Source organism: Microbacterium sp. Cr-K32 (genome assembly GCF_000708345.1).
In the GTDB taxonomy this organism is placed as follows: Bacteria; Actinomycetota; Actinomycetes; order Actinomycetales; family Microbacteriaceae; genus Microbacterium; species Microbacterium maritypicum_A.
The window spans coordinates 40,117-53,005 of record NZ_JARD01000012.1 but is presented as its reverse complement, the minus strand read 5'-3'; the positions used below and the strand labels follow the sequence as shown (position 1 = coordinate 53,005).

Below are 12,889 nucleotides of genomic sequence, written 5' to 3'. Positions count from 1 at the left end.
GTCCGTGCCAGACTGGAGCCGTGACCGAGTCCAGGAAGCCAGCCGTCATCCGCGGCTTCGCTGCCTCGTCGCTGGCGATCTTCGTCGCACTCGCGGGGCACGTGTCGGGTGGCGGGCAGATGCCCGGTGCGCTCGGCATCGTGGTGCCGTGGGTGTTCTCCTTCATGATCTGCGTGCTGCTCGCCGGCCGCTCACTGTCGCTCATCCGCTTGACGTTCTCGGTCGCGGTGAGCCAGTTCCTGTTCCACACCCTCTTCGTGCTCGGAACCGTCACGCCCTCCGGTGTCTCCGTCCCGCACGTGCACGGTGCGCCTCTCGTGATCCCCGCGACGCCCGGCCTCCCTGAGGCTGTCACCGCCGACGCATCGATGTGGCTGGGCCACGCGCTCGCGGCGCTGCTGACAGTGTCCGCGCTGTATCGAGGCGAGCGGTTGATCATCGCCGCACGCAACCTCGCCGTGCAGCTGGGGCGATGGCTGCGCCGCCGGGTCGATCACGTGCTGGTCCTCCCGGCTCTCCGCCTCCCGCGCGCTCTCCGCGGCATCTTCGACGTCGCACGCACGGGCGATCTCGTTCTCCTCGCGACCCTCAGAGGCCGCGCTCCTCCCCTCTCCGCAGCGATCTGATCCGCGCCCTGGGCTTTCGCCGGTCCTGTGGTGCGTCACCTCCGTGCGCCTTTCGTCGCGCACGGGTTCTGAACGCATGCATGCACGTCGCTCACGCGACGTCTGATGAGAGGCCATTCCCATGTCCCCTGTCCGCAGGATTGCGGCCGGGCTGGCGTTGGCGACGGTCGCGACCCTCGCGATCGCCACGCCCGCGTCCGCCCACGATCAATTGATCTCCAGCTCCCCGGCCGCCGACGAGCAGTTGGCGGCCGGGCCGGAGAGCATCACGATGACCTTCTCCGGTGAACTCCTGGTGCTCGACGAGTCACTGACCGGGGCTGTCGTCCTGGTCGTCGACGCCTCGGGGAAGGACTGGGTCTCCGGTGACGTCACGGTCGCCGGCCGCACGGTGACCGCCCCCCTCGAGCCAGGCATGCCGACCGCCGGCTACCAGGTGCGGTGGCAGGTCGTGTCGGAAGACGGCCATCCGATCGCCGGCGTCGTCCCGTTCACCGTGGGCGATGCCGAGCCGATGGCGGCCCCCGCGCCCGGCGGCGCGGCGGAGACCCCGTCGGCATCCGCAGAACAGCCGGATCAGAACGCAGCAGATTCCGGCGGCACCGTCAGGGTGCTGCTCATCGGCGCAGGCGGGGCGGCAGTGGCCGTCCTCGTCCTCGTCCTCATCCGATTCCTCCGCCGTCCTCGGACGGAAGCCGCTCCGCCGGAAGACGGCGGTTCCGCGGCAGATGACCTGTGAAAGGCACCATTGTGAACACCAGCAAGAACCTTCCCCGCCTCGCGGCCGTTATCGCGGTCTCCCTCCTCGCGCTCACCGGGTGCACCCCGGAGAGCTCCCCGACCGAATCCGCATCCCGCCCCGCCGGTGACGCCGTCACGATCGAGGATGCGTGGGTGAAGTCGGCGGAAGAGGGCATGTCCGCCGGTTTCGGCACCCTCGTCAACAGCGGTGACGACGACGTGACCGTCGTCTCCGTCACGTCCGAGGCGTCGAACATGCTCGAGCTGCACGAGACGGTCGAGAACGAGGCCGGTGAGATGGTGATGCGCGAGAAGGACGGCGGGTTCGTCATTCCCGCCGGCGGGAAGCTCGCCCTGGAGCCGGGAGGCAACCACATCATGATGATGGACCTGACCGGTCCTCTCACGGCAGGCAGCGACGTGACCTTCACCCTCACGTTCTCCGACGACTCCACGTATGAGTTCACCGCTCCCGTCAAGGACTACTCCGGCGCGAACGAGAACTACGAGGGCGGCGAAGAGCAAGACGGCTCGGGGCAGTGATGTCGGCGCCCGCCGAGGGCGCCCGCTCCCGCCGCGCCGGGTCGACCCGGCGACAGTTCCTCCTCGGAGGAGCCGTCGCCGGCGTCGGCGCGGTCGCGGCTGTCGGAGTGGATCTCGCCCTCAACAGTCAGGAGAACGGTGCGAAGCCGGTCTCCACGCCGATGAACGGTGAGCAGACCGTTCCGTTCTTCGGCGCCCACCAAGCCGGTGTCGACACCGCGGCGCAAGCCCACGGTGTCTTCCTCGGGCTCGATCTCCGCGAGGATGTGGACCGCGACGGGCTCACTCGCCTGATGCGGATCCTGACGGACGACGCAGCTCGTCTGACGCAGGGGCTCCCCGCCCTCGCCGATTCCGAGCCGGAGCTCGCGCTCTCGCCGGCGCGGCTCACGATCACCTTCGGCTTCGGACCCGGTCTCGTCGCGCGCGCCGCGGGCTCCGGCCCTGCGTGGCTCGCACCGCTCCCGGCTTTCGGGGTGGATCAACTGCGACCTGAATTCTCGGATGGAGACCTGCTGTTGCAGATCGCCGGGGACGATCCGTTGACGGTTGCCCACGCGACACGGATGCTCCTGAAGGACGCCCGCGGCTTCGCGAGCATCCGATGGACGCAGCAGGGGTTCCGGCGCGCGTACGGCACGGAACGCCCCGGGACCACGATGCGCAACCTCTTCGGACAGGTGGACGGCACGACCAACCCCGAACCGGGCACCTCGGACTTCGACGAGGTCGTATGGAATGCGGATGGCTGGCTGACAGGCGGTACCGGGATGGTGATCCGTCGCATCCGCATGGACCTCGACAAGTGGGACCGCCTGGACCGCGGCGGCCGCGATGCCTCCGTGGGGCGAACACTCGCCAACGGGGCGCCGTTGACGGGGACAAACGAGTTCGACGAACCCGATTTCGAGGCGAAGACGTCGATAGGGTTCCCCGTGATCCCGCAGTTCGCACATATCCGGCGGGCCCGCGGCGACGGGGAGGAGCGCATCTTCCGGCGCGCGTACAACTACGACGAGCGTCCGATCGGCGCCGAGGTCTCCGAGTCGGGGCTGATCTTCGTCTCGTTCCAAGCCGACGTCGAGCGACAGTTCATCCCGATGCAGCGCCGGCTCGACGAGCTCGACCTGCTGAACGAGTGGACCGTGCCGATCGGCTCCGCCGTGTTCGCGATCCCGCCCGGATGCGCGGAAGACGGATTCATCGGCGACACGCTTCTGGCGTGATCGGCTGCAGGCGTGCCCGGGCCCATCCGGGCACGCCCGCAGCGGCGGGCGGCACTCCCCCGACGAGGAACGGCCTGCTTCGGAAACCGATGGGCGCGACATCCTCGGAGTACGAGAGACTTTCGAGACACGAAAAAACCCCCGGAGATCCGGGGGTTTCAGTGTGCGCGATACTGGGATCGAACCAGTGACCTCTTCCGTGTCAGGGAAGCGCGCTACCGCTGCGCCAATCGCGCCCGTTGGGGCTTTTCAGTTTTCCGTGAGGTGGCGACGGGATTCGAACCCGTGTAAACGGCTTTGCAGGCCGGTGCCTAGCCGCTCGGCCACGCCACCGTGTGGATTGACCCCACGTGCGGCAGACCTTCCGAAGAAGACCTACTGCACTCGAGCGGATGACGAGACTCGAACTCGCGACCCCAACCTTGGCAAGGTTGTGCGCTACCAACTGCGCTACATCCGCATTTCGTTCCCGGTTGTCCCGGGCACTCATGAAACATTAGCCGAAGATCCGCACTCCGCCAAACCGGCAGCGAATCTCGCGCGTGTCTCGCCGAGTGGTCCGCGAGGCCTCCGAGCGTCCGGTAGTATCGGTTGACGTACCCCACGGGTATGGGCGATTGGCGCAGTTGGTAGCGCGCTTCCTTCACACGGAAGAGGTCATCGGTTCGAGTCCGGTATCGCCCACCACATCGCCCCCGGTTCTCCCGGGGGCTTTTTCGTCCCCTGCCCGCTCCCCCGGCGGCGTTCCTGGGAACTTGCTATGGTCGAGAGACGCTCTCACCCCCTGAGCGATGGTCGTGGCTCCGCCGCGATCTCACGCGTCAGACGCCGACCGGCGACCACGCGATCACCGAATCCCGTTCGAGGATGCACCGCTGTTCGGTGCGCCCGGAAACGGACGTCCTCGAAAGGAGCCGCACCCCGGGCTACTCGTCTGTGTGCTGTGATGCGCCTCAGTGGTCCAGGTTCGTTCTCGCCATGCCGACCCTTCTCCACTCCCCGCAGAACCCTCAACACCAGACGACGCACTACTCCCCCACTTAGCGGGACTCCTTCTCCATCGATAGGCGGCATCGCCGCACCAAGACGAGAAAGCGAGTACCCGGTGGAAGACTTCCACACGCTGTCAGGACCGGTCGTGATCCTGCTCATGCTGCTGTTCTTCGGCGGCAGCCTCTACATGTCCATCCGCATCTCCCGCAGAAAGGAGAACGCCGACGGATACATGACCGGTGGCGGCAAGATCGGGTTCGGCATCTCCGCCGCCTCGATGACCGCTACCTGGATCTGGGCATCCTCGATGTACGCCTCCGCGACATCCGGATACACCTACGGCATCTCCGGCCCCATTCACTACGGCCTCTGGGGTGCACTGATGATCCTCCTCATCTATCCGTTCGGGCGCCGCATCCGCACGGTCGCACCCCACGCGCACACCATCGCCGAGGTCATGTTCGCCCGCCACGGACGTTCGAGTCAGCTCATGCTCGCCGGCTCCAATGTGCTCGGCAGCCTGATCAGCCTCACGTCGAATCTGATCGCCGGAGGCGCGCTCGTCTCGATGCTGTCGCCGTTCACCTTCACACAGGGCATCGTCGCCATCGCGATCGGCGTGCTCGCCTACACGCTGTGGTCGGGCTTCAGGGCGTCGGTGCTCACCGACTTCGCGCAGGTCATCGCCATGCTGGGCGCCGTCGCGATCATCGTTCCGGTGATCTTCTTCGCCGCGGGCGGCCCCGAGCTGTTCGTCACCGGCGCAGCGAACCTCACCCCGCAGCAGGGCGACTTCTTCTCTTCCGACGCGTTCTTCAACCAGGGCGCTCCCTACATCGCCGCCGTGCTCGCCTACGCGATCGGCAACCAGACCATCGCGCAGCGACTGTTCGCCGTGCGAGAGGACCTGATCAAGAAGACATTCGTCACCGCGACATTCGGGTACGGCGCGTCTATCATCGGGATCGGCATGCTGGGAGTGCTCGCCCTGTACGCAGGGATCCAGCCGGTGGGCGGCGACGTCAACAATCTGATCCCGCAGATGGCCTCGACATACCTGCCCCCGCTGCTGATCTGCGTGTTCTTCGTCATGATCATCGGCTCGTTGTCGTCCACCGCGGATGCCGACATGACGGCTCTCTCGTCGATCATGATGGCCGACATCTACGGGCAGAACATCGCGGGCAAGAAGAACGCCAACCCGAAGACGATGCTGCTCATCGGCAGACTCACCATGATCGGCGCAACCGCCGCGGCACTCGGCTTCGCATCGATGCAGTTCAACATCCTCGACCTGCTGGTGTTCGTCGGTGCACTGTGGGGAGCGCTCGTGTTCCCCGTCATCGCGAGCTTCTACTGGGACCGCGTGACGAACTCCGCGTTCAGCATCGCCGTGATCGCCGCGCTCGCCGCGTTCCTGCCCGTGCGTTTCGAGTGGATCTCCCTGTCGGGGGGCTGGGGTCTCGCGAGTGACGTCCTCTCCGTCGTCGGGATCGGGGTGGTCCTGGCCCTGATGTCGTTCGGCTTCTTCGGTCTGCGGGTGGCGCTTGTGGTCGGGACGCTGGCCACGCTGGTGTCGGCGCCGTTCGCGATCGGCTTCCTGCACCAGTACCCGGTGTTGTCGGGGTCACTGGTCGCATACGCGGTGAGCACGTTGGTCTGCGTCGCCCTCACGATGATGAACAGGACGCGGAGATTCGACTTCGACCTGATCAAGGAGCGCACCGGCAGCTTCGACACCGGGGATATCACACCAAGCGCCGATGTGAAGGGCGACGCCACGCTCGCAGGGAAGGACGCCTGATGGAGACCATTCTGTTGACCGCGTACGTGCTGGTGTGGCCGATCATCGTCGTCGGTGTGCTCGTCGTCGTGGTTCGGGCTTTCGTGAAGGATGCCAAGGAGGCGAAGCGCGAAGGGCGCGACATCATCTGATCATCGATGGCTCCGCACAGATGTCGACAAGGCGTGTGCGGAGCCATCGGCGCACTGCCCCGCGCCTGTACCTCTCGCGCTCGGACGAAGCGGATTGTCTCGATGCCGCCCGTCGTCGCGCGTCGCCGCCCTCCGTAGCGCTACTCGATCGGAATACGCAGGACTCGGTCGTCGCCCTCGCGGGGATCGCCCCGCCCGTCCGTGTTGTTCGTGAGAACCCAGAGTGCCCCGTCTGGCGCGACCACGACGTCGCGAAGCCTCCCGAGCGATTCGACGAAGTACTCTCCGGCGGTGCGCACGTCGGAGAGCGGCACCTCCCTGAGCCGCTCTCCACGGAGATTCGCGATGAAGATCGATCCCGACGCGATCGTGATGCCGCTCGGACTCGCGGTGTCCGGCGACCACTGCTGGACCGGATCGACGAACCCGTCACGATCCGCGATGCCCTCGACCGTCGGCCACCCGTAGTTCCCACCGGCCTCGATCACGTTCAGTTCGTCCCAGGTGTCCTGGCCGAACTCGCTCGCGTAGAGCGTGCCTTCGTCGTCCCACGCCAGGCCCTGAGGATTGCGGTGCCCCAGGCTGTAGACGGGTGATCCCGGGACGGGGTTGTCCTCCGGCACGTCCCCGTCCGGTGTGATGCGGAGGATCTTCCCGGCCAGCGAATCCCGATCCTGAGCCCCCTCACGGTCGCCCGCGTCGCCGACCGTCACGTAGAGCATGTCGTCGGGGCCGAACGCGATTCGTCCGCCGTTGTGATTCCCGGCGGCGGGGATCCCGGAGAGGATCGTCTCGGATTCGCCGAGCTCGAACGAACCCGGCGCCCCCGACAACGCGAAGCGCTGCACCCTGTTCTCGCCGACAGCCGTCGAGTACGCGTACAGCCAATCGTCCCGCAGCGCGATACCGAGCAGTCCCCCCTCTCCTCGAGGCGCGACGCCGTCGATCATCCCGAGCTCGCGAAGCCTCCCGTCGCCGGAAACCTCGACGATGCGGGCGGTGTCCCGTTCGCTGATCAGCGCCGTGCTCCCGAAGAAGGCGATGGACCATGGGGCCTCCAGTCCAGCCACGACCGTGGACGCGCGCCCCGGAACGATGCTTCCCGATCCGGCGGACGGCGAGGGTGCGAGCGGCGCGGGAGAGGACGAGGCGGGGGACGTAGGAGCGCACGCGGCGAGAGCGATCGCGATGAGAGCGATCGCGATGAGAGCAGTCGAGACGAGAGCAGTCGAGACGAGAGCGCCCGCCCCGCGAGCGACCGCGGCGACACGCGGATCGGCCGGCGTCCTCTGCGCCCTCCGCGTCGTCGTCATCGCCGATCCCTTCATCCTCCGTTCGAGAGTAGGCGAGCGGCGCGCACCGCAGAAGAGGCAGGTGTCCGAGGGGGCGCGTAGCCTGCCACGGTGTCGAAGGAACAAGCTCTCCCGGGCCCGTGCACCCTCTGCGGAGGAACGCGCGGTGCCCGGGGTGACGACTCCTGGCGCTGCGCCTCCTGCGGATGGCGCTACGGGGACGTCCCCGACGCCGATCTCCCGCTCCCCCGCATCGACGTCGTCTACTACATCCGTTTCGACCGTCGGGTGAAGATCGGCACGAGCCGACGACCGCGACAACGGCTGGCGAGCATCCGACACGACGAGCTCCTCGCCTTCGAGCCGGGCGGACGCCCGGTCGAGCAGCAGCGACACCGCGAGTTCGCCTCGGACCGCGAAGGCGGAGAGTGGTTCACGTTGACGGACGATCTGCGGACGCACGTCGACGCCCTCCGCCGCGAAGGTGAGCCGTGGCTGCTCTACGGGCGATGGCTGAGCAACGCGCTCCGCGGTCTCGATGCCTCGTGACCTGCGCCAGGACGTGACGGTGCCGGGCGACTGCTTCGGGAAGTCCAGTCGCCCGGCACCGCGTCTCTGCGGGGATCAGGCCGTGGCCGCATGCCCCCTGGTGGTCGCCGGCTGCGGCTGCGAGAACAGCACCACGACGATCACGGCGACGCCGACGACGACGTGCGGGAGCCAGACGTTCAGCGCCTCGCCCGCGAACCCGAAGATCCACGGCGAGAGGGCGAGGAAGAGGCTGGCGACGATGTCGAACACCAGGTGGACGGGCATCGGGATGAAACCGAAGGGACCCCATTCGTACTTCGTGAAGAGGCTGTACACGATCAGCCCGACACCGAGGACGATCGGGATGATGACCGCCGCTCCGCCCACGTTCGCGAAGCCGAACAGCCAGGGAGCGGCGATCAACGCGACGCCGACGATGTAGTCGAGAATTCCGTGGACCTTGGTGGGGATGAAACGCATGATTCCTCCTTGTGTGGCGCCGCTTCCGCGACTCACCACTGGTTCGAAGCCCGCCACGGATCGGATTGCCTCCCCGCCTCGGAGGACGATCGACCTGCGGGCCGGGGAGCTCGACTCGAGTCTCTCGACGGCGCACTCGCGGCCCGGTCCCAGGCAGCCCTGCTACGTTGAGCATGCCGGTATCTCGCCGGCATCAGGGAAGACTTCTCGTCGACCAACGGGCCTCCTGGGTCATTTCGTTCTCCGTCGCCTCCTCTGTGTGAGCCCGAGGAGCATCATGCCCACCCCGTCAGTCCCCTCTTTTCTCGACCCTGCGCACGCCTGGGCGGCGCCCATCGCCCTCCCCGTCGGCACCACGGCCATCGTGTATTGCGAGGGCCAGTTCGGCGAGCAGGACGGCAAGACCGCGAACGGTCTGGTCCGACACTCGGAGAAGTACGAGATCCTCAGCGTCATCGACAGCACCCACGCGGGTGCGGACGCCGGGGTGCTCCTGGACGGTCTCGCGAACGACATCCCGATGCTCGACGGACTCCCGACGGCGATCGCTCATGCAGGTCACGTGCCGGACTACCTGATCTGCGGTGTCGCACCGGCTGATGGGCTGCTCTCCGCCGACCAGCGCACCGTGCTGCTGGACGGCATCGCCCGCGGGATGCACATCATCAACGGCCTGCACGAGTTCCTCACCGACGATGCCGAGTTCGTCGCGGCTGCCCTTCTCGCCCAGGTCACGATCACCGATATCCGTCGCCCCCGGGACAAGAAGGATCTCCATCTGTTCTCCGGCCGCATCTTCGACGTGACCTGTCCGCGGATCACCATCCTCGGGACCGACGGCGCGATCGGCAAGCGCACCACCGCGACGATCCTCGTGAAGGCCCTCAACGATCGTGGCGTCCACGCCGTGATGGTCGGCACCGGACAGACCACGATCATCCAGGGCGGCCGCTACGGCGTCGCGCTCGACGCCCTCGTGCCCCAGTTCTGCTCGGGTGAGGTCGAGAACCAGGTGGTCGCGGCGTTCGAAGGCGAAGACCCGGACGTCATCATCGTGGAGGGCCAGGGCGCGCTCAGCCACCCCGCATACATCACCTCGGCGCACATCCTCCGCGGCAGTCAGCCTGCGGGGGTCATCGTGCAGCACGCCCCGGGCCGGACGGTCCTGGGCGATTTCCCGATGGTCGCGATGCCGACGGTCACGAGTGAGATCGCCCTGATCGAAGCTTTCGCCGACACGAAGGTCATCGGCGTCACGGTGAACCATGAGAACCTCACGGCGGAGCAGCTCGCCGCCGCCATCGACGAGATCGAGCTCGACACCGGACTCCCCGCCACCGACCCGCTGACCCGACCGCTGGCGGAGCTCGTGGAGATGGTGCTGCAGGCGTTCCCGACGCTCAGCCCGCGACGGACCACCCGTAGCGCCGCGTGAGAGCCGCTCCGACCCGGTCATAGCGCCCCCGATCGAGAACGGCGGCCTCTCGCCGCAACCCGCGCTCGTGCACGCTGTACAGCTGCTCGACATCCACCCAGGACTCTCGACCCTGAGAGTCCCAGTCGCCCGTACCGATCGACAGATAGTCGCGGTCACCGTCATGGGGCTTGCTCGTCATCCGCACCGCGTACACGCGCTCTGCGGACTCCCGTCCGATGACGAGCACGGGACGATCCTTCCCGCGACCGTCGTTCTCCTCGTAGGGAACCCAGGTCCAGACGATCTCTCCCGCGTCCGGTGCGCCGTCCCGCTGCGGTGCATAACCGACCTGCAGGTGCGTGATCCGATCCGGATCGATGCGGACGGTGTCGGTGCCGCGCGCCCGTCCCGGGTCGGTGCCACCACCCGCGGGCGTCGGGCGCTCCTGCGGGGTCCGTAGACGCGCGTCCGGGCGTCTCGGATCTGATGTCCGAGACGCCCGGCCGGAGCCCACTGCCTTGAGCAGGATCTCCGCGAGTGTTGCCAGGATGCCGTTGGTCTTGCTCACACGGTCACCCTAACCGCTGATCACGCGTCTGCGAGTGCGTAGCCCTCCTCGCCGTGCACGACCTGGTCGACACCGGCGATCTCGTCTTCGTTCGTGACGCGGAAGCCGATGGTCTTCTCGATCGCGAAGCCGATGATGAACGCGACGATGAAGGAGTAGATCAGCACTCCGAGCGCCGCGATCAGCTGTACGGCGAGCTGGCGGGCGTCGCCGCCGACGAACAGTCCCGTCTCGGTGGCGAAGAAGCCGAGGTACAGCGTTCCGATGAGACCGCCGACGAGGTGGATGCCGACCACGTCGAGCGAGTCGTCGAATCCGAGGCGGAACTTCAACTCGATCGCGAGGGCGCACACGACACCGGCGAGTGCGCCGAGAAGCAGAGCCCAACCCGGCGTCAGGTTGGCGCAGGCCGGGGTGATCGCGACCAGACCGGCGACGGCACCGGACGCTGCACCGACCGAGGTGGGCTTGCCGTCCTTGATCTTCTCGACGAGGATCCAGCCGAGGATGGCGGCCGCCGTGGCGCCCAGGGTGTTCAGACCGATGAGTCCGACGCCGCCCATGTCTTCGGCCAGCCATTCCGCTCCCGCGTTGAAACCGAACCAGCCGAACCACAGCAGGGCGGCCCCGAGGAGCGTGAGCGGCACGTTGTGCGGCTTCAGGATGCCCTTCTGGAACCCGATGCGCTTGCCGAGGACCAGGGCGAGTGCCAGAGCCGCGGCGCCCGCGTTGATGTGCACGGCGGTACCGCCGGCGTAGTCGATCACGCCGATGCCGCTGTCCTCGCCGAAGAGCGTGGTGCCGAGGTTCATGATCCAGCCACCGCCCCAGACCCACGCGGCGACCGGGAAGTAGCCGACGGTCGCGAAGATGCCGGCGAAGATGAGCCAGCTGCCGAACTTCGCACGATCCGCGATCGCTCCGGAGATCAGCGCGACCGTGATGATCGCGAATGTGGCACCGTAGGCCACCCCCAGGAGCGCGACGTTCGAGCCCTCACCGGCCGCCAGGCTCGACAGCCCGAAGTCCGCGAAGGGGTTGCCAGCGAAGGCGGTCGGGCTGTCGACCGCGCTCATCGAGAAACCGAAGAGAATCCAGAGCACGGCGACGAGTCCGATGGAGCCGAAGCTCATCATCATCATGCTGACGACGCTCTTCGCCTTGACGAGACCGCCATAGAAGAAGGCGACGCCGGGCGTCATGAGCAGCACCAGCGCTGTCGCGGTGATCGCCCACGAGATGTTGCCGGGAGCATCCATAGGAAAACCTCACATCCGAAGTAATTGAGAGCTTCAGTGTGACGACCTGCGGTTTCGTCAATGCGTGAGGTTTGTTTCCCCGCTGTTACAGCGCGGCTCCGCCCGTGAACATCGCGTTACGCGCGCCTGCAGGCTTACGCAGAATGTGTCAGGGCATTGAGTCGGGAGATGGCGCGGAGGTACTTCTTGCGGTACCCGCCGGCGAGCATCTCGTCGGAGAAGACCGCGTCGAGGCCGAGCCCGGTGGCCACGATCGGGATCTGCGCGTCGTACACACGATCGACGAACGCGACGAAGCGCAGCGCCTCCGACTGATCGGTGAGCTGGCGCACGCCGCGCAGGCCCACGCTTCCCAGTCCGTCGATCAGCCTGATGTAGCGCGAGGGGTGCACCTGCGCGAGATGACGGATCAGGTCGTCGAACCGGTCGTCCGACGCTGCGCCCGCAGCGCCGGCCCTTTCGATCGCCGTCTCGTACGCGTCGTCGTCGAGCACCACCGCGTGTCCGTCGAGGGCGCGCTGGCGGAAGTCGACGCCATCGATGCGCAGCGTCTGGAAGCTGTCGGACATCGCATGGATCTCGCGCAGGAAGTCCTGTGCGGCGAAGCGCCCCTCGCCGAGCGCGTTCGGCGGGGTGTTCGAGGTCGCGGCGAGCCGGGTCCCCGTCGGCACGAGCTCTCCCAGAAGGCGGGTCATCACCATCGTGTCGCCCGGGTCGTCGAGCTCGAACTCGTCGATGCACAGCAGGTCGGCACCTTTGAGCAGATCGACGGTGTTCTTGTAGCCGAGTGCGCCGACCAGGGCGGTGTACTCGATGAACGAGCCGAAGTATTTCCGGCGGGCGGGCATCGCGTGATAGATCGAGGCGAGCAGGTGCGTCTTCCCGACGCCGAAACCACCGTCGAGGTAGACGCCGGGCTTCAGCTCGGGCTCCTTCTTCGCCCGGCTGAACAGCCCTCCGCGCTTCGCGGGGGTGCCGCGCCCGGCGAAGCGCATCAGCGTCTCCTTCGCCTCCTCCTGCGAGGGATATGCGGGATCGGCACGATAGCTGTCGAACGTCGCGGTGTCGAACTGCGGCGGCGGCACCAGGCTCGCCAGCATCTCGGGTCCGCTGACGGTCGGCTGGCGCTCGGTGAGGTGCACGATTCCCGTGCGGCTGGTCGGGTCGGTCATCACGGTCCTGAATCAGGTGCTCACCTGTGTCGAAGTCTTACGAATCGGGCGCAGGGTGCTCGGCGGGGATCTATCGTCGAAGGGACGGATCAACACTACGCCGTCT

13 protein-coding genes and 4 tRNA genes are annotated in these 12,889 nt (G+C 67.1%); 9 read left to right on the top strand and 8 right to left on the bottom strand.

Annotated features, from left to right (window positions below):
* The first annotated feature begins 20 nt into the window (after positions 1 to 20).
* The 4 genes from GZ64_RS18980 to GZ64_RS0104595 all read left to right on the top strand — a co-directional run bounded on the left by GZ64_RS18980 (position 21) and on the right by GZ64_RS0104595 (position 3,136).
* A complete protein-coding gene (locus GZ64_RS18980) occupies positions 21 to 626 on the top strand; it encodes a hypothetical protein (RefSeq protein WP_051667849.1) in 606 nt (201 codons plus the stop codon).
* A 121-nt stretch (positions 627 to 747) separates the two neighbouring features.
* Positions 748 to 1,365, top strand: coding sequence for a copper resistance CopC family protein (locus GZ64_RS0104605; protein WP_029265334.1), 618 nt, complete (start codon positions 748 to 750; stop codon positions 1,363 to 1,365).
* 11 nt (positions 1,366 to 1,376) lie between these two features.
* Complete coding sequence (locus tag GZ64_RS0104600) at positions 1,377 to 1,910, top strand: copper chaperone PCu(A)C (RefSeq protein ID WP_029265333.1); 534 nt, start codon at positions 1,377 to 1,379, stop codon at positions 1,908 to 1,910.
* Positions 1,910 to 3,136 (top strand): Dyp-type peroxidase, encoded by a 1,227-nt coding sequence (locus GZ64_RS0104595; RefSeq protein ID WP_029265332.1) that lies wholly within the window; start codon positions 1,910 to 1,912, stop codon positions 3,134 to 3,136. Before GZ64_RS0104600 ends, GZ64_RS0104595 begins: the two co-directional genes overlap by 1 nt.
* Before the next feature lie 164 nt (positions 3,137 to 3,300).
* Here the strand turns inward: GZ64_RS0104595 and GZ64_RS0104590 are convergent.
* From GZ64_RS0104590 to GZ64_RS0104580, 3 genes are all read right to left on the bottom strand, one after another.
* A tRNA-Val gene (locus tag GZ64_RS0104590) sits at positions 3,301 to 3,372 on the bottom strand.
* A gap of 26 nt (positions 3,373 to 3,398) precedes the next feature.
* Positions 3,399 to 3,469, bottom strand: a tRNA-Cys gene (locus GZ64_RS0104585).
* A gap of 54 nt (positions 3,470 to 3,523) precedes the next feature.
* A tRNA-Gly gene (locus tag GZ64_RS0104580) sits at positions 3,524 to 3,596 on the bottom strand.
* Between the two features lie 151 nt (positions 3,597 to 3,747).
* Here GZ64_RS0104580 and GZ64_RS0104575 point away from each other — a divergent pair.
* The 3 genes from GZ64_RS0104575 to GZ64_RS20145 all read left to right on the top strand — a co-directional run bounded on the left by GZ64_RS0104575 (position 3,748) and on the right by GZ64_RS20145 (position 6,064).
* Positions 3,748 to 3,823 (top strand) — tRNA-Val (locus GZ64_RS0104575).
* Positions 3,824 to 4,286: 463 nt separating this feature from the next.
* Complete coding sequence (locus GZ64_RS0104570; protein ID WP_051667865.1) at positions 4,287 to 5,933, top strand: sodium:solute symporter family protein; 1,647 nt, start codon at positions 4,287 to 4,289, stop codon at positions 5,931 to 5,933.
* Positions 5,933 to 6,064, top strand: a complete 132-nt coding sequence (locus GZ64_RS20145) for a putative transporter small subunit (protein WP_029265330.1) — start codon at positions 5,933 to 5,935, stop codon at positions 6,062 to 6,064. Before GZ64_RS0104570 ends, GZ64_RS20145 begins: the two co-directional genes overlap by 1 nt.
* Positions 6,065 to 6,204: 140 nt before the next feature.
* Here the strand turns inward: GZ64_RS20145 and GZ64_RS0104560 are convergent, their stop codons facing one another.
* Positions 6,205 to 7,377 carry a PQQ-dependent sugar dehydrogenase gene (locus tag GZ64_RS0104560; RefSeq protein ID WP_081859687.1) on the bottom strand — a complete coding sequence of 391 codons (1,173 nt, stop codon included), beginning with the start codon at positions 7,375 to 7,377 and terminating at the stop codon, positions 6,205 to 6,207.
* A 90-nt stretch (positions 7,378 to 7,467) separates the two neighbouring features.
* On the opposite strand from GZ64_RS0104560, the gene GZ64_RS0104555 reads away from it, so the two are divergent.
* Complete coding sequence (locus GZ64_RS0104555) at positions 7,468 to 7,905, top strand: GIY-YIG nuclease family protein (RefSeq protein ID WP_029265328.1); 438 nt, start codon at positions 7,468 to 7,470, stop codon at positions 7,903 to 7,905.
* Between the two features lie 75 nt (positions 7,906 to 7,980).
* Here GZ64_RS0104555 and GZ64_RS0104550 read toward each other — a convergent pair whose 3' ends face one another.
* Complete coding sequence (locus GZ64_RS0104550; protein ID WP_021200660.1) at positions 7,981 to 8,367, bottom strand: SPW repeat domain-containing protein; 387 nt, start codon at positions 8,365 to 8,367, stop codon at positions 7,981 to 7,983.
* A gap of 277 nt (positions 8,368 to 8,644) precedes the next feature.
* Between GZ64_RS0104550 and GZ64_RS0104545 the strand changes: the two genes are divergently transcribed.
* Positions 8,645 to 9,802: a DUF1611 domain-containing protein gene (locus tag GZ64_RS0104545; protein WP_197020505.1), complete on the top strand. Its 1,158-nt coding sequence runs from the start codon at positions 8,645 to 8,647 to the stop codon at positions 9,800 to 9,802.
* Here the strand turns inward: GZ64_RS0104545 and GZ64_RS0104540 are convergent.
* The 3 genes from GZ64_RS0104540 to zapE all read right to left on the bottom strand — a co-directional run bounded on the left by GZ64_RS0104540 (position 9,768) and on the right by zapE (position 12,783).
* Positions 9,768 to 10,352 carry a type II toxin-antitoxin system PemK/MazF family toxin gene (locus GZ64_RS0104540; RefSeq protein ID WP_021200662.1) on the bottom strand — a complete coding sequence of 195 codons (585 nt, stop codon included), beginning with the start codon at positions 10,350 to 10,352 and terminating at the stop codon, positions 9,768 to 9,770. The genes GZ64_RS0104545 and GZ64_RS0104540 overlap by 35 nt on opposite strands.
* 20 nt (positions 10,353 to 10,372) lie before the next feature.
* A complete protein-coding gene (locus GZ64_RS0104535) occupies positions 10,373 to 11,611 on the bottom strand; it encodes an ammonium transporter (protein ID WP_021200663.1) in 1,239 nt (412 codons plus the stop codon).
* Positions 11,612 to 11,745: 134 nt separating this feature from the next.
* The gene (gene zapE, locus GZ64_RS0104530) at positions 11,746 to 12,783 is read right to left on the bottom strand and encodes a cell division protein ZapE (protein ID WP_029259286.1); all 1,038 of its coding nucleotides are present in this window, start codon (positions 12,781 to 12,783) and stop codon (positions 11,746 to 11,748) included.
* Between the last annotated feature and the right edge of the window lie 106 nt (positions 12,784 to 12,889).

Excerpts from the sequence above, each read along its gene's own strand:
- GZ64_RS20145 (WP_029265330.1), top strand. The coding sequence starts at position 5,933 with ATGGAGACCATTCTGTTGACCGCGTACGTGCTGGTGTGGCCGATCATC.
- GZ64_RS0104605 (WP_029265334.1), top strand. The coding sequence starts at position 748 with ATGTCCCCTGTCCGCAGGATTGCGGCCGGGCTGGCGTTGGCGACGGTC.
- GZ64_RS0104595 (WP_029265332.1), top strand. The coding sequence starts at position 1,910 with ATGTCGGCGCCCGCCGAGGGCGCCCGCTCCCGCCGCGCCGGGTCGACC.
- GZ64_RS0104545 (WP_197020505.1), top strand. The coding sequence starts at position 8,645 with ATGCCCACCCCGTCAGTCCCCTCTTTTCTCGACCCTGCGCACGCCTGG.
- GZ64_RS0104535 (WP_021200663.1), bottom strand. The coding sequence starts at position 11,611 with ATGGATGCTCCCGGCAACATCTCGTGGGCGATCACCGCGACAGCGCTG.
- GZ64_RS0104560 (WP_081859687.1), bottom strand. The coding sequence starts at position 7,377 with ATGACGACGACGCGGAGGGCGCAGAGGACGCCGGCCGATCCGCGTGTC.
- zapE (WP_029259286.1), bottom strand. The coding sequence starts at position 12,783 with ATGACCGACCCGACCAGCCGCACGGGAATCGTGCACCTCACCGAGCGC.
- GZ64_RS0104570 (WP_051667865.1), top strand. The coding sequence starts at position 4,287 with ATGCTGCTGTTCTTCGGCGGCAGCCTCTACATGTCCATCCGCATCTCC.
- GZ64_RS0104550 (WP_021200660.1), bottom strand. The coding sequence starts at position 8,367 with ATGCGTTTCATCCCCACCAAGGTCCACGGAATTCTCGACTACATCGTC.